Origin of the sequence: Pseudomonas sp. USHLN015, from assembly GCF_037153275.1 — a bacterium.
Taxonomy (GTDB): Bacteria; Pseudomonadota; Gammaproteobacteria; order Pseudomonadales; family Pseudomonadaceae; genus Metapseudomonas; species Metapseudomonas tohonis.
In genome coordinates this window covers 413,080-431,818 of sequence record NZ_JBBCKP010000006.1, presented here as the reverse complement: position 1 = coordinate 431,818, position 18,739 = coordinate 413,080, and the positions used below count along the sequence as shown (strand labels likewise).

15 protein-coding genes and 1 rRNA gene are annotated in these 18,739 nt (G+C 65.1%); 11 read left to right on the top strand and 5 right to left on the bottom strand.

The features are described 5' to 3' along the window. The 4 genes from rrf to WFQ67_RS15165 form a co-directional block, all read left to right on the top strand. Positions 1-87, top strand: a 5S ribosomal RNA gene (rrf, locus tag WFQ67_RS30400); the annotation flags it as partial. Positions 88-432: 345 nt separating this feature from the next. Then, positions 433-1,095 carry a paraquat-inducible protein A gene (locus WFQ67_RS15175; protein ID WP_213626299.1) on the top strand — a complete coding sequence of 221 codons (663 nt, stop codon included), beginning with the start codon at positions 433-435 and terminating at the stop codon, positions 1,093-1,095. Further along, positions 1,082-1,705, top strand: coding sequence for a paraquat-inducible protein A (locus WFQ67_RS15170; protein ID WP_173172465.1), 624 nt, complete (start codon positions 1,082-1,084; stop codon positions 1,703-1,705). Before WFQ67_RS15175 ends, WFQ67_RS15170 begins: the two co-directional genes overlap by 14 nt. Beyond that, the gene (locus tag WFQ67_RS15165) at positions 1,698-3,989 is read left to right on the top strand and encodes a PqiB family protein (RefSeq protein WP_173172467.1); all 2,292 of its coding nucleotides are present in this window, start codon (positions 1,698-1,700) and stop codon (positions 3,987-3,989) included. The genes WFQ67_RS15170 and WFQ67_RS15165 overlap by 8 nt, the downstream gene beginning before the upstream one ends. 60 nt (positions 3,990-4,049) lie before the next feature. On the opposite strand, the gene mksF is transcribed toward WFQ67_RS15165, so the two are convergent. From mksF to WFQ67_RS15140, 5 genes are all read right to left on the bottom strand, one after another. Continuing rightward, complete coding sequence (gene mksF / locus WFQ67_RS15160; protein WP_213626298.1) at positions 4,050-6,884, bottom strand: Mks condensin complex protein MksF; 2,835 nt, start codon at positions 6,882-6,884, stop codon at positions 4,050-4,052. Further along, positions 6,881-7,585 (bottom strand): Mks condensin complex protein MksE, encoded by a 705-nt coding sequence (gene mksE / locus WFQ67_RS15155; protein ID WP_337057358.1) that lies wholly within the window; start codon positions 7,583-7,585, stop codon positions 6,881-6,883. The genes mksF and mksE overlap by 4 nt, the downstream gene beginning before the upstream one ends. After that, entirely contained in the window at positions 7,575-8,822 is a 1,248-nt protein-coding gene (mksB, locus tag WFQ67_RS15150) for an Mks condensin complex protein MksB (protein WP_337057357.1), read from the bottom strand. The genes mksE and mksB overlap by 11 nt, the downstream gene beginning before the upstream one ends. A 184-nt stretch (positions 8,823-9,006) precedes the next feature. Then, positions 9,007-9,615 (bottom strand): hypothetical protein, encoded by a 609-nt coding sequence (locus WFQ67_RS15145; RefSeq protein WP_021220394.1) that lies wholly within the window; start codon positions 9,613-9,615, stop codon positions 9,007-9,009. A gap of 221 nt (positions 9,616-9,836) precedes the next feature. Beyond that, complete coding sequence (locus WFQ67_RS15140) at positions 9,837-10,508, bottom strand: hypothetical protein (protein WP_337057356.1); 672 nt, start codon at positions 10,506-10,508, stop codon at positions 9,837-9,839. Between the two features lie 306 nt (positions 10,509-10,814). Here WFQ67_RS15140 and WFQ67_RS15135 point away from each other — a divergent pair, with 306 nt between their 5' ends. The 7 genes from WFQ67_RS15135 (at position 10,815) to rimI (ending at position 18,739) form a co-directional block, all read left to right on the top strand. Continuing rightward, complete coding sequence (locus tag WFQ67_RS15135) at positions 10,815-11,825, top strand: DUF6160 family protein (RefSeq protein ID WP_213626294.1); 1,011 nt, start codon at positions 10,815-10,817, stop codon at positions 11,823-11,825. A gap of 2 nt (positions 11,826-11,827) precedes the next feature. Then, a complete protein-coding gene (locus WFQ67_RS15130) occupies positions 11,828-12,856 on the top strand; it encodes a hypothetical protein (RefSeq protein WP_213626293.1) in 1,029 nt (342 codons plus the stop codon). Next, positions 12,846-13,436, top strand: coding sequence for a DUF6160 family protein (locus WFQ67_RS15125; protein WP_213626292.1), 591 nt, complete (start codon positions 12,846-12,848; stop codon positions 13,434-13,436). Before WFQ67_RS15130 ends, WFQ67_RS15125 begins: the two co-directional genes overlap by 11 nt. 12 nt (positions 13,437-13,448) lie before the next feature. Beyond that, positions 13,449-15,770: a DUF6160 family protein gene (locus WFQ67_RS15120; RefSeq protein ID WP_337057355.1), complete on the top strand. Its 2,322-nt coding sequence runs from the start codon at positions 13,449-13,451 to the stop codon at positions 15,768-15,770. Between the two features lie 157 nt (positions 15,771-15,927). Further along, positions 15,928-17,478, top strand: coding sequence for a 2-isopropylmalate synthase (locus WFQ67_RS15115; RefSeq protein WP_337057354.1), 1,551 nt, complete (start codon positions 15,928-15,930; stop codon positions 17,476-17,478). After that, positions 17,475-18,290: an energy transducer TonB gene (locus WFQ67_RS15110; RefSeq protein WP_213626289.1), complete on the top strand. Its 816-nt coding sequence runs from the start codon at positions 17,475-17,477 to the stop codon at positions 18,288-18,290. The genes WFQ67_RS15115 and WFQ67_RS15110 overlap by 4 nt, the downstream gene beginning before the upstream one ends. Further along, entirely contained in the window at positions 18,287-18,739 is a 453-nt protein-coding gene (gene rimI, locus WFQ67_RS15105; protein ID WP_111264230.1) for a ribosomal protein S18-alanine N-acetyltransferase, read from the top strand. The genes WFQ67_RS15110 and rimI overlap by 4 nt, the downstream gene beginning before the upstream one ends.

Below are 18,739 nucleotides of genomic sequence, written 5' to 3'. Positions count from 1 at the left end.
TGATCCCATCCCGAACTCAGTAGTGAAACGATGCATCGCCGATGGTAGTGTGGAGTTTCTCCATGTGAGAGTAGGTCATCGTCAAGCACCTATACCAAACCCCCGATCTTCGCAAGAAGGTCGGGGGTTTGACTTTGCGCGCCGGAAAAGATGGTGAGCGACTTGTGGCCGCGGCAGTAGGGGCGACTTGTAGGGGCGACTTCAGTCGCCAAGCAGTCCGAAGGACTGCCAGGCAATGAGCATTGCTGCAGCCAATCCAGCCATCTCTCTGCTGGCCCGAAGTGAAGTCCGGGCTACGTCAGGGTGATATGCCAATGGATCACCACTTCCTGCCCGTTTCGAACCTGTTAATGGCAAATCGGGTCACAGTCAGACAGACCCTTTGCGGCTGCGCTCGTCTAGAATAGGCGCGAATTCACATGAGCCCCCTGTATGCCTGACTCGGCCGATCCCCGCCCGTTGTCCGAACGTCCCCTTGATGAGTTGGTTGCCTGCCCAGAGTGCGACCTGCTGATGCATCGCCAGCCCGTCGAAGAGGAACACAAGGCCTGCTGCCCCCGCTGTGGCTACGAGATCATCGTCCACCGCGCCCATATGGAGCGCCGTGCCCTTGCCCTCGTTCTGACGGCCCTGATGCTCTACGTCCCGGCGAACTTCCTGCCGATCATGAAGCTCAACCTGCTCGGCCAGACCACCCAGGACACCATCTGGAGCGGCGTGCTCGGCCTCTATCACAGCGGCATGGATGGCGTGGCCGTCCTGGTCTTCCTCTGCAGCATGGTCATCCCGCTGCTCAAGCTGCTCTGCCAGCTCGTGGTGTTGTTGTGCATCCGCTGGCAGGTGATGCAGGGGCTCGGCCTGTACCTTTATCGCCTGTACCACCACATGCGCGAGTGGGGGATGCTCGAGGTCTACCTCATGGGCATCCTCGTCAGCATCGTCAAGCTGATCGACATGGCCGACCTGCACCTGGGCATCGGCCTCGCCTGCTTCATCGGCCTGCTGCTGTCCCAGGTCTGGCTGGAAGTGACCATGTCTCCGCACCAGGTCTGGGACTCCCTCGACGCCGGAGGTCATGCCAGTGAGAGCGCTTGATGCCGGCATCCTCGTCTGCAGCGATTGCCACCAGCTGAACCGCCCCGATCAGGACGACGACGCGCCCTGCTGCACCCGCTGCGGCTCGCGCCTCCACGAGCGCCGGCCGAACAGCCTGATCCGCACCTGGGCACTGCTGCTCACCGCCACCATCCTCTACATCCCGGCCAACGTACTGCCAATCATGACGGTCAACTTCTTCGGCAACGGCTCGCCCTCCACCATCATGGAAGGCGTGATCGAGCTGATCCACGCCGACATGCTGCCCATCGCCCTCGTGGTCTTCACCGCCAGCATCCTCGTGCCCACCTTCAAGCTCGTCGGCATCGCGTTGCTGTTGTATTCCGTACAGCGGCACCAGCCGATGTCGGCGCGCCAGCGCATCCTCATGTACCGCTTCATCGAATGGATCGGCCGCTGGTCCATGCTCGATATCTTCGTCATCGCCATCCTCGTGGCGCTGGTGAATTTCGGCAACCTCGCCAGCATCGAGGCCAACCCCGGAGCGGCCGCCTTCGCCAGTGTCGTGGTCCTGACCATGACCGCCGCAGTAACCTTCGATCCCCGACTGATCTGGGACAACACCGATATGGACGACGAGAATGGCTGACCTGCCAAAGCCCAAGACGAAGAAAACCACCAACTGGTCCGCCATCTGGGTCCTGCCCCTGATCGCCCTGGGCATCGGCCTGTGGCTGGGCTGGAAGTCGATGAACGACGCCGGTATCGACATCAAGATCTACTTCGAAAACGGCGAAGGCATCCAGGTCGGCAAGACCCAGCTCATGTACAAGGGCATCCAGGTCGGCAAGGTCACCGACCTGCACGTCAGCGATGACATCAATGGCGTCGTCGCCACGGTCGAAGTGCTCAAGGAGGCCGAGCCCTACCTGAGCAAGGAAACCCGCTTCTGGCTCGTGCGTCCGCGTGTATCCCTCGCAGGCGTCACCGGCCTGGAGACCCTGGTCTCCGGCATCTACATCGCCATCGACCCGGTGAAGGGCGAGCCCGAGCGCAAGTACCACGCGCTGTCCGAGCCGCCGCCGCTCTCCGACAACCTGCCCGGCCTCCACCTCACCCTCAAGGCCGAGCGCCTCGGCTCCCTGGAGCAGGGCAGCCCCGTCTACTACCGGCAGATCCAGGTCGGCCAGGTGAAGAGCTACCAACTGGCCGAAGACCAGCGCACCGTCGAGATCAAGGTGCACATCGAGCAGCCCTACGCCCAGCTCGTGCGCAAGCACACGCGCTTCTGGAACGCCAGCGGCCTCAACGTCACCGCCGGCCTGTCCGGGGTGAAGATCCGCACCGAGTCGCTGCTCAGCATGGCCGCCGGCGGCATCGCCTTCGCCACGCCCGAGAACCGCCAGGACAGCCCGCCCACCGACTCCACCATTCCCTTCCGCCTCTACGACGGCTTCGAGGCGGCCGAGGCCGGCCTCAAGGTCATGCTGCGGATGGAAGACGTCAGCGGCCTCAACCCGGGCAACACCCCGGTGATGTACAACGGCGTCCAGGTCGGCACCCTCAAGAAGCTCGACATGGACAAGAACTTCGCCGGCGCCACCGCCGAGCTGACCATGGAACCGCGCACCGAGGAGTTCCTCGTCGAAGGCACCGAGTTCTGGACGGTCAAACCCTCCATCTCCCTCGCCGGCATCAGCGGCATCGAAGCCCTGGTCAAGGGCAACTACATCGCCGTGCGCTTCGCCAAGAGCGGCACCCCCACCCGCGAGTTCACCGCCCGGCCCAAGGCGCCGCCGCTGAACACCGACGCCCCCGGCCTGCACCTGGTGCTCACCAGCGACAAGCTCGGCTCCCTCGATGTCGGCAGCCCCATCCTCTACAAGCAGATGCGCGTGGGCAGCGTGCAGAGCTATCAGCTCTCCCGTGACCAGCAGCGCGTCGTCGTCGGCGTCCACATCGAGCCGGAGTTCGCCAAGCTGGTCAACGAATCGACCCGCTTCTGGAACGTCAGCGGCGTCAGCATCAAGGGCGGCCTCTCGGGCGTCGAGGTGAAGAGCGAGTCGCTGCAGACCCTGCTGGCCGGCGGCATCTCCTTCAGCACGCCCGACTCCAAGGCCACGCCGGTGACCAAGCCGCGCCGCTTCACCCTCTACGACAACGAGAACCTCGCCCTCGGCAAGGGCACCGTGATCGAAATCCGCATGCCCCAGGCCGATGGCCTGCGCGAAGGCACGCCGGTGCGCTTCAAGGGGCTGGATGTCGGCAGCGTCGAACGCATCGCCCTGGCCGATGACCTGGCCGGCGTCGTGGTAAGCGCGCGCATCACCGAAGCCACCGACCGCATCGCCCGCGCCGGCAGCCAGTTCTGGGTGGTCAAGCCCGAGCTCGGCCTGGTGCGCACCGCCAACCTCGACACCCTGGTCAGCGGCCAGTACCTGGAAGTGCAGCCCGCCTCCGCCAAGGGGCCGCTGCAGACCACCTTCACCGCGCTCACCGAGCCGCCGTCGGTCATCGCCCGCGAGGAAGGCCTGCGTATCGTCCTCAGCACCGCTCGCCGCGGCTCCATCAAGCCCGGCGTGGTGGTCAGCTACCGCGAAGTGCCGGTAGGCAAGGTGGTGCGTTTCGAGCTGGGCAAGACCGCCGACCGCGTCCTCATCCACGTCCTCATCGAACCGCGCTACGCCTCCCTGGTGCGCAGCGGCACGCGCTTCTGGAACGCCAGCGGCGTGGGCATCGACGCCGGCCTGTTCAAGGGCGTGAAGGTACGTACCGAATCACTGGAAGCGCTGATCGAGGGTGGCATCGCCTTCGCCACCCCGGACAACGACCAGATGGGCGCACCGGCCATTCCCGGGCAGACCTTCGCCCTGCATGACGAACTCAACGAGGAATGGCTGAAGTGGGCGCCGAAGATCACCCTCGAGAAATGATCCACCCCGCATGAAAAAAGGGCCGCATCTGCGGCCCTTCTTCTTTTCAGCGGCTTCGACTCACGCCGGCTCGGCTTCCTCGCTCGCGGCAGGTGCCTGCCGGCTGGGTTGCTCGCGACGCTTGATGAACTTCCAGTCCGCCTCGTCGATGTAGATGCCGTTGGGGCCGCTGCCACCTTCCAGGTCGATGGCCACGTCGGCCGAAACCTGCGGCTTCACCGACGCCAGGATGGGCGTGAAGCCCAACTGGGCGCTGGTCTCGATCAGCGCCTGCTGGTTGCGCTCGTCGATGTCCGCCGCCTCGTCCAGGTAGTAGGGCAGGCGGATGCGCCCGGCCTGCTCGCGGTCCATCAGGTGCAGCAGCAGGTACATGTTGGTCAGCGCCTTGATGGTCATGGTGGTGCCGTTGGACGCGGCGCCATCGATGTCCGTGTGGATGATCGGCTGGCCATGCACCTTGGTGATCTCGAAGGCCAGCTCGAACAGGTCCTTCAGGCCCAGTTGGTTGCCGTTGGCGGCGACCAGGCGTGCCAGGTACTCCTTGGCCTCCTCGTTCTTCGCATCCTGCTCGGAGGATTGCGACAGGTCGAACACCGACAGGGTCTCGCCTTCCTCGTACTGGCCGGCGCTGTGGATGATCTGGTCGATGTGGCGCAGCGCATCCTTGTTCGGCGCCAGCACGATGCGGAAGCTCTGCAGGTTCGACACCTGGCGCTTGTTGATCTCGCGGTTGAACAGCGCCAGCTGGTGTTCCAGGTTGTCGTAGTCGCTGCGGATGTTGCGCAGGGTACGGGCGATGTCGGTGACCGCCGCGCGGCGTGCCTTGGCCAGGGTCAGGGCCTCGTCCTGGCGGTGTGCGTAGGCGTTGATCAGCAGCTGCAGGCGACGCTCGGTGTCGTCCTCGCTGTCGAACTTGGCCACGCCCTTCAGGCGCACCTGGGCGTACAGCGCCTCGATCTGCCCATCGATGCGCTGCAGCGCCTGCCAGGTGTCCTGGTAGTCGTTGAGCAGCGGCAGCAGGTTGTCGATGCTGTCGTCCACCGGGTCGGTGAAGGGTGTGCCGAAGGGCAGGTCGGCCGGCAACAGCTGGCGGCGACGCAGCGCGTCTTCCAGGGTGCGCTCCTTGGCTTCCAGGTCGGCGAGCTGGCGGCCCACCAGTTGCAGCTTGGCGGAGAGCTGCTGGACGCGTTCGGTGAAGGCGTCGCTGGAGCGTTTCAGGTCGTCCTGCGCCGCTTCGCGCTGGGCCAGCAACTCCAGCTTGCCGGCTTCCTCGGCGGACAGCGTCTGGGTCTTGCGGAAGTCCTCCAGGGCCTTCTGCGCATCCAGCACGGCCTGGTACAGCTGCTCGGCCTGGGCCTTGCTCGCGGCACGGTCGGCGGCGACCGATTGCTGGGTCTTGAGCTGCTTGAGCTCGCGCTCCAGGCGATCCTTCTGGTCGCGCAGGGCGGCGCGGTCGGCCAGGGCCTGCAAGGCCGGCGGCTCGATGTGGGACAGGTCGATATCCAGGCCGGGCACCTGGAAGTGCTCGCCCTTGAAGCGATCGAGGATGGCTTCCAGGGATTTCACCCAGGCGTCTTCCTCATCCAGCTGGATGCCTTTCTCACCCAGCGGCAGGCTGAACAACTGGCCGTTGAACAGGCGCATCAGGCGGTCGACATCGGCCTGGGAGAACTCCTCGCGCAGGCGCGAGTAGCTGTTGTTGTCGGCGTGGTCGAGCTGCTGCTTGACCGACTTCAGGCGTTTCTCCAGGTCACGCAGGCGCTCGTCCAGGTCTTCCGAGGAGAACTGGCGGGATTGCGCCAGGGCACCCGCGAGCTCGTCATGGGCGTCCTTGGCGGCCAGCAGCTGCTGCTCCAGCACCTTGACGTCGTCCACCAGGGCGAAGCGGTTCTTCAGCACCGCCAGCTCGCCGAGCCAGCGCTGGATCTCGCTGATCTCACGCTCCAGGCGCATCAGCTCCTGGGTGCCGCCGCGCTGTTCGTGCTGCAGGCCGTCCTGTTCGTTGCGGTAGTGCTCGGCCTGGATCACCAGTTCCTCGCGGCGCGCACCGGAGTAGTCGTGCCAGGTGCCCAGCAGGTTATCCAGCAGGGGCGAGAGGCGATGCAGCTTGCCGCGCAGGATCTCGCGCTGGGCCACGCCATTGGACAGCGCCTCCACCAGCGGGCCGGCGGCCACCAGCGCCTGGTAGTCCTGCTCCATGCGGCGCACGTCGCGGAAGGCTTCCTCGGTGGCGGCGATGTAGTCGACGCTGCCGGAGCGCAGGCTGTGCTCGAAGGCATCGAGGAACAGCTGCTTGAGCTTGGCCGCGGTGATCTCGCGCATGTGCAGCAGGTTGATGAACAGCGAGCGGAAGGTCTTCAGGCTCTGTTCGCTGGTCGAGCGCAGCGGGATCAGCGTCAGGTCCAGCGGGATGGACGTGTGCCCGCCCACCAGCAGTCGGCGCAGCTCGTCAGGCTTGAGCTCGTAGGCCTTGATGCCTTCGCGCTCGAGGTTGTTGAACAGCTCGCGCTGACGCAGGCAGGTGCCGTTCTTCTGGTAGTGATCCAGGTCCAGGCTGCCCTGGTAGGCGAAGAACTGGTGGCCGAAGCCGCCGCCCGGGCCGCGGCCGGCGACGCCGATCACATGAGGGCCGTGGGGCAGGGAGACTTCGACCAGGATGTAGCTGGTGTCGGTGGCGAAGTAGAACTTGCGCGACTGCTCCAGGCTGTACTTGCCGAAGCTCATGTCCGACATGCGCGCCAGGATGGGGAACTGCAGCGCGTTGATCGACGCGGATTTACCCAGGTTGTTGGCGCCGTAGACCGATAGCGGGGTTTCCAGCGGGAACAGGCCGAGGCTGTAGCCGGCGGTGTTCAGCAGGGCGAAGCGGCGGATGCCGTAGCGTTCCTGGCTCATGCGTCCATCTCCTGCGCGGCGCGCTCTTCGGCCATGGCACGTGCCAGGGCGTCTTCTTCGGATTCAGCGACGGCCGGCTCCTCGACCTCCAGCGAGACGATCGGCTCCTCGCCGTCGTCGTCCATCAGCACCGGCGCCGGCAGGGCCAGGTCGCTGCTGTGCAGGTTGGCGGCCAGGTCGCGGTCGTGCTGCACGGCCAGGCACACGTCGAGGAAGCGGTGCATGGGCGGCAGGAAGCGGTACACGCCGTTGCTGTCCTCGGCGAAGCCGAGCTGGGTCAGGCGGCGGATGACCTTCTCCTCCAGCTCTTCATGGGTGGTCACCTCGGCCTGCAGGAACAGGTCGCGGTATTTCTCCAGCAGCGCGGGCAGTTCGTCGCGACCGATAGAGCCGCCATCGAGCACGGAAAGCGGGTCACGGCCCTGGTCGGCCAGGTGCTCCACGAGGATGAAGGTGAACAGCGCCAGGCGCTGGGCGGTCTTGTTCACCTGGGCGCCCATCTGCTCGGGCACGAAGTAGTAGAAGCCGCGCGGGTCGCACACCAGCTCGAAGCCCAGCGCCTTGAACAGGGCGCGGTACTGGTCCTGCATGGTGGACAGCTGGGCGTAGCATTCCGGCTCGCTGCGCGAGAGGTGATAGCCCTTGAACAGCTCGCGGAAGATGGCCGAGAGCTGGGTCATTTCGGTGAGATTAAGATGCATGTTTTTCGCTCTTGATGAGGGCGAAGGAGCTCAGGCTGACCTGATGCTCCGCGGTGAGGTAGTCGCGGCGTTCCAGGCGGTCGCGTTGGAAGCGGCTTTCGCGGGAGAGGCGGGAGAACCAGTACAGCAGCTCGTCGGTGGCGCCTTCCGGCTCCTGCTCCAGCAGCCAGGCCATGAGGTCCGGCAGAGGCAGGGCCTGTTCGCAACGGTCGATCATTTCCCGGGCGGTACGCGGTGCACGCGGTGCTTCGCCACGACGGCCAGCGGAGGCCTTGGGGAAGTGCGCGGGCTTGGGCTCGAAACGCGCCAGGGCGTAGACGTAGGCTTCCACCTGCGAGGCGCTGCCGAGGAAGGTGCTCTGTGGCCGGGTGAACAGCGGCAGTGCGGACTGGGGCACGGCGTCCAGGCCCTTCTTGCGGATCACCGAGAGCGCCAGGGCGGCGCCCCGGGTCACGGCGTTGTGCCGGCGCGCTTCCTCGCGCAACGGCAGCAGCAGTTCGCGGGCCTTGCGCAGCGTCAGCTGGGCGGTGGTCTGCATCTCCAGGATGCGCGCATGGGTACGCAGCAGCAGGTCGTCGTCGACCAACTGGCCCAGGCGCTGCTGTTCGCCGAGCAGCTTGAGCAGCACCTGCTCGACCCGGCGCACGCCCTGTTCGAAGGCGCCATCGGCGGAAACCAGCTGGATCATCGGCTCGACGTATTCATCCCAGGTCGCCAGGACCTCGGCATAACGCTGGCGCAGCGGGATCTGCCGGTCGCTGGTCTTGGCCCGTTCGGCCACGGCCACCAGGGCCTGCTCGTCGTTGTCGAGCTTCTTCAAGACATCGCGCACGCGCATGTCGAGCAGGCGCAGCTGGCGCGCCAGGTCGTTGCCGTCGCGGATCTCGAAGGCTTCCTGGATGTAGCCGGCCAGGCGCTCCAGGTGACGCAGGTAGGCCTCGATCTCCAGGCACAGGCCGAGGCGGTGTTCACGGCGCAGGTAGGCGAGGAAATCGTGGATCTGGGCGTTCAGCTCGAAGCGGTTGGGGCTCTTGGCCACCGGCACCAGGATGTCCAGGCGGATCCATTGGTCGAGCAACGCGGTGATGTCCATGGGCGTGCCCTCCGGCAACTGGGCCCCGAGCTGCAGGCGCAATTCGGCCAGGCTCAGCGTGCCGGCGTCGAAGCGCTCGCACAGCGGCTCCAGCAGCGCCCAGTGCTCGGCGAGGGCGCGCAAAACGCGTTTGGGTTCGATCATCGTGGGAGACGGTCCCTGCCTGAGGAAAAAGACGCGATTGTACTGCATGACCGCCGGCTCGACTCAGCCCGAGCTGATCAAAGGACGGCTGGTTCGCATGGCGGCGTGCCGGGTGAAACGGTTGCCCGGCCAGGTGATGCCCACGAATGCGGGAGTCCGCTGGGCACCCGGGCCTGGGGAGGGGTCAGCTCTGGCGGAACAGCCCGATCAGGTGATCGGCGATGGCGGCCTTGATGGCATTGACGTTGAGCTGCGAGGTATGGCCCAGGCGCTCGGTATTGATGCGGTGCAGGTGCAGCGAGGGCATGCGCGCCTCGTACTCGCGCAGGTCACCCTTCACCAGCACCGGCAGGAAGTGGTCGTTCTTCGCCTGGTAGCGCTGAATCAGCAGCTTCAGGCCTTCCTGGAACGGCAGCTCGCGGGAGGCGGCCAGGCGGTGCTCGCCGGGGATCTTCAGGTACAGCCCCGAATAGCCCATGGTCTCGCCGGGCAGGATGTGGATGCCGGTGGGCTCTACCGCCTCGGGCGGGATTTCGTTGAAGGTGTCGTGCCAGGCCTGCTCGTCGGGAAGGATGGTGATGCTGCCATGCTCCTCCTCCGGCACCACGAAGCTGTAGTTGCTGTAGAGCTTCTCGACATAGCCGGAGTAGACGCACAGGCGGTTTTCGAAGCGCAGCAGGAAGTCGATCGCCTGCTGGCGGTCGGTGATGGCATCCAGGTCCCAGGCGAGGTCGCTCTGGTTCTGCAATTCGTCCCAGTGTGAATCGGAATCGGCTTTGGAGTTGGCGTTCATGGACTCGGTCAATACGGCATCTGCCGTGTAGCAAGGCAGAAAACATGCCAGTCAATTCAAGGGCTTGGAATGGGGCCGGAAGCGTGCTCCAGCTCACACTCGACATTCTAGAGCGGTCGCAATCTGACGAGGATGGTCACTTGTCGGACGGGTGAAGGAAATTCCGAAGCAGCTGCGCGTGGAGTGACCCCATGCGCAGCTGCGGAGGCGGTTCCGGTGATTCAGGGGATCAGGGTCAGCGGCATGGTGGAGCCATTGGGGTAGGTGCTGTTGAACGATTCGAAGGTGCTGCAGAAAGCGTGCTCGTCGAGGAAGTATTGAGGGTAGTCGGGCGAGACCTTATCCAGCGCAACCGCAGCGTAGTCGTAGTAGGTCGTTCCGCTTTTAACCGACGACCCTATCTGGGTGAGAGCGAGGTAGGTGCCGTCGATATTCAAACCCTGCACCAGGTTGGCGGATGTTAGAAACAAATTGCACATCAGGTCCGCTTCTGGAAACGGCGCGGTGTTGAACAACTTGACTACCCGGGCAAACGCCACCGATGTTACCCCGGTTAGCTCGGGGCTCAATGAGCCAAGGGCAGGGCCGGAGGAGGAGTAACCAGCCATCACCATATTGAAGGTGGTCGTATCCGTTGGCTCCTCGTTATAGGCGGTGTAGTTGACCGCGTCGTATGTAATGAGCTTCCCAGCTGTCAGTGTGCCGCTGAGTGGCGTCGTCGAGGCCTGCCGTCCAAAAAGCTTTGCCTGTTGTCTTGCGGGCACAACAGGGCCCGTTACCCCCTTCATGTAGCTGATGTGGCGCTCCAATTCGCTCGGAGCATCGGCGCCGACCGCCATGAGCGGGAGGGCGAGCGAGATGAGAGCGGCAGAAAGAGCATGATTTTTCAGCATTGCAACGACTCCTTGTTGTCGGGAGCCGGCAGTTGAGCAGTTGCCCCTGTTCGCGCCCAGCTATCCAAAGGCTGGCGGAAACGGTGTCGTGGTGATCGCCTCGCTCGACCATTCCGAAGCTGGGGTTGGCAGGCGAGGGTGTGGATTTGGGTAACAACCGCAGCGGCAACCCCAGGACCAAACGCCGAAATCCCACCTTTTTCCCGCCTATGGGTCGGGCCGCAATGGCAGGTGCTTCCCTATAGTGGCATCACGGAATCGAGCCGCCAGTGCTCGGCCATAACTATAAGAAAGAGGGAACTCGCCATGCGCCTGACCCGCAGTCCCGCCAAAAGCCTTTTCCTCGTGCTCGCCGCCAGCCTCCTGGCCACCTCGGTCCATGCACGCATGGAGCCTCTGGATGATGCGGAGCTTTCCAACGTCACTGGGCAGGCGTTCATCAACCTGACAACCGATGCGGCAGGGGCGGTGAACTACACCCGTGTCAATTTCGGAGTGAAGGTCGACACCCAGCTCAATATCAAGAAGCTCGAATTGGGCGGCTACAGCCGTCCTGGGGAGTCCAAGAGCTCGGACATCCTGATCAACAACTTCGCGCTGGGCACCGTAGGGCCCAACGACACCATCAATCCTTTCCAGATCGTCGATCCGTACTTCGAGTTGGCGTACGAGGGGAACAAGGTCGTCGGTGTACGTATCGGTTTCGCCGAGGCGAAAGGTGTACTTTCCGGTGATATCTCCCATCTGACCGGAAAGGTGGCTGTTGACCTTGAAGGCAAGGCAAAGCCGCTGCTGGACAGCGCCAACTTTTTCCAGAAGCTGCTGCTTGGTGCCACGGTCAATGACAACTCGATCATCAAGTCTGAAGCGGAATTGGTCAGCAATGGCACGCCTGATTCGGTCCGTGCCACACAGGCAGGGTTGAAGGATGGGGCGGTCGTGCAGTGCATTTCCAATTGCAATTTGCTTGGAGGGTTACTGACGGCTTTCCCTTCAAGCGGCTGCCAGATTATCGGCATCACCACATGCTTCAACCTCAGCCAGTTCAAGTCATTGGATATTGGAAACACGGCGGCAGCCGGAATGGATCAAGCCGCGCGAGGAGTCTTCATATCCGTGCAACTCAAGGACACCCAATGGCGCGACCTTGACACCAACGCACTGGTCACCGCGGTAGCGGGTGCCTTCCTCAACATTCCGAAGTACAAGAACGCCAACGGTGACATGGTTGCGGGTATCAAGTTCGACTTCGAGCAGGCCCTGAACGGTATTCCGCGCAAGGACACCTGCCTGGGGTCAGCTACTTCGGGGTGCTGATCATGTTCAAGACTTCGATTGTTGTCCTCGCTTTGCTGTCGGCTTCGGTAGCCCGGGCGGAGCTGAAGGCTCTGGATGATGCCGAACTGTCCAATGTCGATGGTGCCGGCATCGGCTTCGTGCTGGACAAGGTGTTGCTGGACGCCAACAACGCAACCATCACCCTCAACGACATCAACAACGGCAATGGGCAGAACGTACCCATTGCGGTGAAGGAGTTCTATCTCGGTGCTATCGGCAGCAACAAGGGCGCCAACCTCAACCCCGTGACCATCGGCCGGCTGGACCACCCCTTCGCCCTCAACCTGGCCCGGGGCGAAACCCTGCGGACCCTCAACGATGCCGGGCAGTGGGTGCAGACAACGCCCAACGGTGTCTCGGTGCTGGAGTTCATGTTCCCCGAGCGCCTCACCACCGGCGGCTCGGCCTGCATCAGCGGCTACTCCACTGGCGGTAACACCTGCTCCAGCCGCGCCACGGAGAAGGTCGACCTGGGCATCCGCTTCGACTTCCAGGTGGCCGCCGGGCGCACCGACGTGCTCAACCTGGACATCGCCGAGCTGGCCATGGACGGTTCCTACCTGCGCCTCTGGGGCGACAAGGCCAAGAGCCAGATGGTCGGCGAGATGCGCATCAACCTGTTTGCCAAGAGCATCCAGCTGATGTCCTGTGCTGCCGGCAGCGCCAACTGCACCACCGCCGAGCAGCAGCGTGACCGCACCCTTTTCATGAGCGGCGCCTACGCCACCGTCGCCCTGGGCTATGGCAAGAGCCAGCCGCTGCTGTTCGATGCCACCAGCAATGGTCAGTTCGTACTGGAACTGCAGAGCCCGACGGCATCCGGTACCACCGCTGCGCAGCGGCAAGCTCTGGCGGACGACTTCTACGCCAACGCACCGCGCACCAGCATCGTCATCAACAACCTGACAGTCGGCAGCGGCAACACCAGCACCGGTGGGTACAACTTCGGCTACAACGAGATCGGCGGCCTCAGCATCAACTACCTGAAGGTGACCAGCCATGACCTCTAGGCTCCTCTTCCTGGTCCTGCTGCTCGCCGCCGGCTGTGCGCAGGCCGAACTCAAGCCCATGGCCGACGCCGACCTCAGTGCCACGAGCGGGCAGGGCGGGGTCTATCTCTCCGGCGAGTTCAGCATCAACAAGGGCGGCGGCGTGCTCTGGAGCACCCCAGCCACCAACAACGCCACGCAATGGGCCATCGGCGAGCGCAGCTGCGCCACCGCCGGCGCCGCCACGCCGGAAAGCTGCGGGATGCGCATCGCCATCCGCACCGAGGCGGCGGGCGGCTGGTACGTGCTGGACAACCTCAAGGGTGTGTTCAGCTTCGAGGGGCTGACCTTGCGCACCCGGCTGATCAACGACAGCGCCGCCGGCTTCAACCAGGACGTGATCGAGCTGGGCCTGCCCAACAACGTACGCTTCAAGGACGGCAGCTTCGCCTTCGCCGTCGCCAACCAGGGCGGCTGGCGCAACAAGGTGGGCACCGCGGCCAACGGCGGTGACGCCACCTTCCAGCAGACCAACATCTTCTCGGCGAAGATCGACGGTGACATCCGCATGCAGGGCAGCGTGCTGATTTTCCCCAAATAAAAGGAGCAGGCGATGCGTGCAGTAGCGTTGTTCGCGGTACTCCTCAGCCCCCTGGCCCAGGCCATGCAGGCGCTGGATGACACGGCGCTGTCCGACGTCACCGGGCAGGACGGCATCAGCCTGGAAACCACCAGCGCCGGCTGGTCGGCCAGCAACATCAGCTACAGCGAGGACGGCCAGAGCCTCAACCTGCGTGGTGTCAGCAACCAGCCACGTAGCGGCGCCAGCATCACCTCCACTACCAAGGTGGACGTGGTCAACCAGCGCCTGCAGATCGAACATGCCAGCAGCGCCCAGGCGCTCAGCGTCAACAACATCGAGATGGGCGGCAGCAGCAAGAGCTTCGGTGCCCTGCGCGCCTTCTACACCCTGGGCGCGACCCTGAAGATCAAGGGCGGCGGCGCCAGCGGCGTGACCGGCATCTCGGTGGACGACAGCCGGCTCTCGCTTTCCGACGTCACCTTCTACTACCGCGACAACGGCTTCGACCTGATCGTCAAGGGCATGAGCCTCGACGCCTACCTGAACAACGCCTACATCGACATCGTCAGCGGTGGTGATGGCCAGGCGGTGCGGCTCGATCTCGGCAACTCGCGCTTCGTCGCCGCCATCAACGGCATTGGCCTCGACCTCGCCCACGGCGACCCCAGCGCATTGCCGGCGACGCCCGATGCACCGGACCTGCGCGACCCCAACGCCAGCAAGAGCTTCGGCAAGCTGGACATGGACCTGCGCCTGGGCGGCAGTGTCAGCCTCTCCAGCGGCGGCGCCAGCGGCTCGGGCCTGCGCATCCGGCCGGACGTGAACATCGTCAACAGCCTGTTCCAGTACCAGGACGAAGGCATCCTGCGTGCCGAGAACTTCTCCGGCACCTTGCGCAGCCTCGCCGGCCTGACCCTCGACCTGATGCAGGATGGCAACGGCAGCTTCGTGCAGGTGGCCTTCGCCGACCTCAAGCTCAACGCCACCCTGGGCGGCCTGATCATCGGCAACCCGACCAACCAGAAACTCGGCAGCCTGGGCATCGACCTCAACTTCGTCGACGACGGCGCGAAGAAGAACGTCTTCAAGCTGCGCCCCGGCGGTGACCCCAACTCCGGCCTCAAGGGCATCACCGCCGACCTCAGCTGGAACATGGCCAACAGCTCGGTCTCGCTCACCGATAACGGCAACAGCATGTGGTTCAGCGGCCTGCGCACCAACGGCACCGGCCAGGTCACCCTGGACATCACCAGGAGCTGCGTGGCCGGCGCGTCCACCTCGTGCTACGCCGGCACCCAGAGCGACATGAGCAAGGGCAGCTACAACGGCCACTTCGACGGCCTGCGCCTGGGCCTGAACAACGTCAAGGGCAGCTACAGCTTCGATGGCCTGCGCGTGGGCAGCGCCACCGCGCCGCTGCAGGGCGGCACCGAGCTGCTGGTGCTGATGGAAATCTTCCCCGCCTACGACTTCACCCTCAACGGCCAGCTCACCCTGCAGCCGGGCGGCAGCAGCGGCTCGGGCATCAGCTACAACGCCGACTTCCTCATCACCGATGCCCGCGCCGCCATCACCGTGGACGAGACCGGCAAGGGCCTGTGGCTATCGGGCACCCGCTACGACATGCACTTCCGCGACGGCTCGGTGGATGTCAGCAACAACGGCGTCGAGCTGCGCAAGGGCACCTACTGGTCCAACCTCGATGTCGCCGACCTGCGCTGGGGCGACCGCGCCACCGGCACCAGCCTCGGCCGCCTGGTGCTCAAGCGCTACGAGCAGGGCTCCACCCTGGCGCTCAGCTCTGGCGGTGCCGGCGCCCTCTGCGTCGGCGGCAGCGGTTCCACCGCGGGTGCCTGCTCCGCCAGCGGTGGCCGTTGGGAAGACCGTGGCAACGAGGGCGTCTCGGTCAAGCTGAAGAACGTCTATGTGCGTGACGCCACCATCGACAGTTCGGTCAATGGCGTGGCCACCGACGAGAAGCGCAACCAGGTGATCCTCGAGACCGATCGCGTCAATGGCGTGAACGGCACCGGCAGCCAACTGGTCGTGGATAACTTCTACACCTCCGACGGCAACCCCAAGGACCCCAACGCCAACACCTACGGCCTGAACGCCGACCTCAACCTCGACGTGGCGCCGACCAAGGTCTGCACCAAGAACGGCGGCACCTGCACCGTCGTCACCCCCGACCCGCTGGGCTTCGCGGTCAACGGCCGCATCCACTTCAAGGAAGTGGACATCGACCGCATCCAGCACGTGCACCCCACCGGCGGCGCCGTCACCTCCATGTACGGGGTGAAGCTGCAGAACGCCGATATCCGCGCCAACCTCACCGCCACGCCGATCAACTGAACCGCCCGCCCGGCGGCGCCTTTCGAGCGCCGCCCGCGCCTTCCCGCCTCGCGCGTTTCGCGCCACAATTCGTCATCCGTCGTCGCGGCCACGAGCCGCGGCGTCATTAGCCAGCGCTCGGCCGCACCCCCGGCGGGACAAGAGGAGAGTGACCACAATGAACAACAACGATCGCGTCATCATTTTCGACACCACCCTGCGTGACGGCGAGCAGAGCCCCGGCGCCTCCATGACCCGGGAAGAGAAACTGCGCATCGCCAAGGCCCTCGAGCGCCTGCGGGTGGACGTGATCGAAGCCGGCTTCGCCATCGCCAGCCCCGGCGACTTCGAAGCGGTCAAGGCCATCGCCGACAGCATCAAGGACAGCACCGTGTGCAGCCTGGCCCGCGCCGTCGAGGCCGACATCGAGCGCGCCGCCGAAGCCCTCAAGGGCGCCAACGCCGGACGCATCCACACCTTCATAGCCACCAGCCCCATCCACATGCAGTACAAGCTGCGCATGCAGCCGGACCAGGTGGTGGAGCAGGCCGTGCGCGCCGTGCGCCATGCCCGCAACCTCTGCGCCGACGTGGAATTCTCCTGCGAGGACGCCGGCCGCTCCGAGATCGACTTCCTCTGCCGCATCATCGAAGCCGCCATCGACGCCGGCGCCCGCACCATCAACATCCCCGACACCGTCGGCTACGCCATTCCGCACCAGTACGCCGAGACCATCCGCCAGTTGCTGGCGCGCATCCCCAACGCCGACAAGGCCGTGTTCTCCGTGCACTGCCACAACGACCTGGGCCTGGCCGTCGCCAACTCCCTGGCCGCCGTCGCCGCCGGAGCCCGCCAGGTGGAATGCACCATCAATGGCCTCGGCGAGCGTGCCGGCAACGCCGCGCTGGAAGAGATCGTCATGGCGATCAAGACCCGCGCCGACATCCTCGGCGTGCACACCACCATCGACACGCCGCACATCCTCGCCACCTCGCGCCTGGTCTCCAGCATCACCGGCTTCCCGGTGCAGCCGAACAAGGCCATCGTCGGCGCCAACGCCTTCGCCCACGAGTCCGGCATCCACCAGGACGGCGTGCTCAAGCACCGCGAAACATACGAAATCATGTCCGCCCAGTCGGTAGGCTGGCACACCAACAAGCTCTCCCTCGGCAAGCTCTCCGGCCGCAACGCCTTCCGCACCCGCCTGGAAGAGCTGGGCATCCAGCTGCCCGGCGAGACCGAACTGAACGAGGCCTTCGCCCGCTTCAAGGCCCTGGCCGACAAGAAGCACGAGATCTTCGACGAAGACCTCCAGGCCATCGTCTCCGACAGCCTGGGCGAAGAGGCTCCCGAGCATTTCCGCCTGGTCCACCTCGACGTCACCTCGCGCACCGGCGAGGTGCCCCATGCCAGGCTGGTGCTGAGCATCGATGGCGCCGAGCGCGAGGCCAGCGCCCAGGGTTCCGGCCCGGTGGATGCCACCTTCAAGGCCATCGAAAGGCTCGCCGCCTCGGCCGCCAACCTGCAGCTGTATTCGGTCAACGCCATCACCCAGGGCACCGACTCCCAGGGCGAAGTGACGGTGCGCCTGGAAAAAGCCGGACGAATCGTCAACGGCAACGGTGCCGATACCGATATAGTTGTCGCCTCCGCCAAGGCCTATCTCAACGCGCTGAACCTCATGCAGGCCGGCGTACGCAAAGCCCATCCACAGGTAGCTGACGTTTGATCCAAGAGCTCCGTCGCCGCGCTTATCTCGATGCCATGCAGGTCGCCACCTGGCTGCCGCGCACGGTATTGCCCTTCGCCGCGCCTTCGCGCCCCGAGCTGCTGGTGCAGCCCGAGGCCGCGCCGAAACCCGAACCGACCCGGGTGCCGAACCCGACCAGCGCCCCTGCCCAGGCCGCGCCGGCTGGTGCCGAGGCCCTGGTGCAGGCACCCAGCCGGCCGAAGATCGAAGTGCCGCGCCCGGGGGCCACGCCACGCGTGGCCGTTCCCGAGCCTGCGGCGGAGCCCACCGCCGAGGCGACCCCGGAGCCGGTGAAAGCCGCTCCGGTGGCGCCGCCGCGTTTTTCCCTGCAGCTGCTGCGTGCCGGCAGCTGCCTGCTGCTGGTCGAGTTGCCCACTGGCGAAGGCTTCCAGAGTCGCGACCCGGCCTACCTGCTGCTCAAGGACCTGTTGCGCGCCGCCGGCCTGCCGGATGCGCCGCAGCTCATCGGCGAGCCGGTGCGCTGGCCGTTGCTGGTGCGCGGCAACATGGACCAGGGGCCCGACGCCGCCCGTGATTTCCTCCAGGGCTTCGTCGCGGCGCGCATGGAAGAGGGCGCCGGTTGTTCCTGCCTGTGGCTGGTGGGGTTGCCGGCGATCCGTTTCGCCGGGGAAGCCGACGCCGATGCCTACGGGCGCGAACTCCAGGTCGAAGGCCTGGGCGCCGCCTGGGCCGTGCCCGGGCTGGAGCTGCTGATGGACGAACCGCAACGCAAGGCCGAGCTCTGGCAGGCCATGCGCCGGGTGACGCGACGCTGGAAAACCGCTGAATGACCGATGCCGTTTCCTTCCGCCGGATGACCGAGGCGGACCTCGATGCCGTGCTCAAGATCGAATACGCCGCCTTCAGCCACCCCTGGACGCGCGGCATCTTCGCCGATGGCCTGAAATCCTACGATTGCTGGATCATGTTCGAAGGCACCCAGCAGGTCGGCCACGGGGTGATCAATGTGATCATCGACGAAGCGCACTTGCTCAATATCACCGTCAAGCCCGAGAACCAGGGCCGTGGCCTCGGCCTGCGCCTGCTGGAGCACCTCATGCAGCGCGCGCGGGAACTCAAGGCCGGCGAATGCTTCCTCGAAGTGCGCGCCAGCAACGAGTCGGCCTACCGGCTTTACGAGCGCTACGGTTTCAACGAGATCGGCCGGCGCCGTGGCTACTACCCGGCGGTCGCCGGGCGTGAAGATGCCCTGGTGATGGCCTGCACCCTGCTGGACTGA

Bases quoted from the DNA above. Each gene is read 5' to 3' on its own strand.
- WFQ67_RS15175 (WP_213626299.1), top strand. From the start codon at position 433: ATGCCTGACTCGGCCGATCCCCGCCCGTTGTCCGAACGTCCCCTTGAT.
- WFQ67_RS15165 (WP_173172467.1), top strand. From the start codon at position 1,698: ATGGCTGACCTGCCAAAGCCCAAGACGAAGAAAACCACCAACTGGTCC.
- mksF (WP_213626298.1), bottom strand. From the start codon at position 6,884: ATGAGCCAGGAACGCTACGGCATCCGCCGCTTCGCCCTGCTGAACACC.
- mksE (WP_337057358.1), bottom strand. From the start codon at position 7,585: ATGCATCTTAATCTCACCGAAATGACCCAGCTCTCGGCCATCTTCCGC.
- mksB (WP_337057357.1), bottom strand. From the start codon at position 8,822: ATGATCGAACCCAAACGCGTTTTGCGCGCCCTCGCCGAGCACTGGGCG.
- WFQ67_RS15145 (WP_021220394.1), bottom strand. From the start codon at position 9,615: ATGAACGCCAACTCCAAAGCCGATTCCGATTCACACTGGGACGAATTG.
- WFQ67_RS15140 (WP_337057356.1), bottom strand. From the start codon at position 10,508: ATGCTGAAAAATCATGCTCTTTCTGCCGCTCTCATCTCGCTCGCCCTC.
- WFQ67_RS15135 (WP_213626294.1), top strand. From the start codon at position 10,815: ATGCGCCTGACCCGCAGTCCCGCCAAAAGCCTTTTCCTCGTGCTCGCC.
- WFQ67_RS15130 (WP_213626293.1), top strand. From the start codon at position 11,828: ATGTTCAAGACTTCGATTGTTGTCCTCGCTTTGCTGTCGGCTTCGGTA.
- WFQ67_RS15125 (WP_213626292.1), top strand. From the start codon at position 12,846: ATGACCTCTAGGCTCCTCTTCCTGGTCCTGCTGCTCGCCGCCGGCTGT.
- WFQ67_RS15120 (WP_337057355.1), top strand. From the start codon at position 13,449: ATGCGTGCAGTAGCGTTGTTCGCGGTACTCCTCAGCCCCCTGGCCCAG.
- WFQ67_RS15115 (WP_337057354.1), top strand. From the start codon at position 15,928: ATGAACAACAACGATCGCGTCATCATTTTCGACACCACCCTGCGTGAC.
- rimI (WP_111264230.1), top strand. From the start codon at position 18,287: ATGACCGATGCCGTTTCCTTCCGCCGGATGACCGAGGCGGACCTCGAT.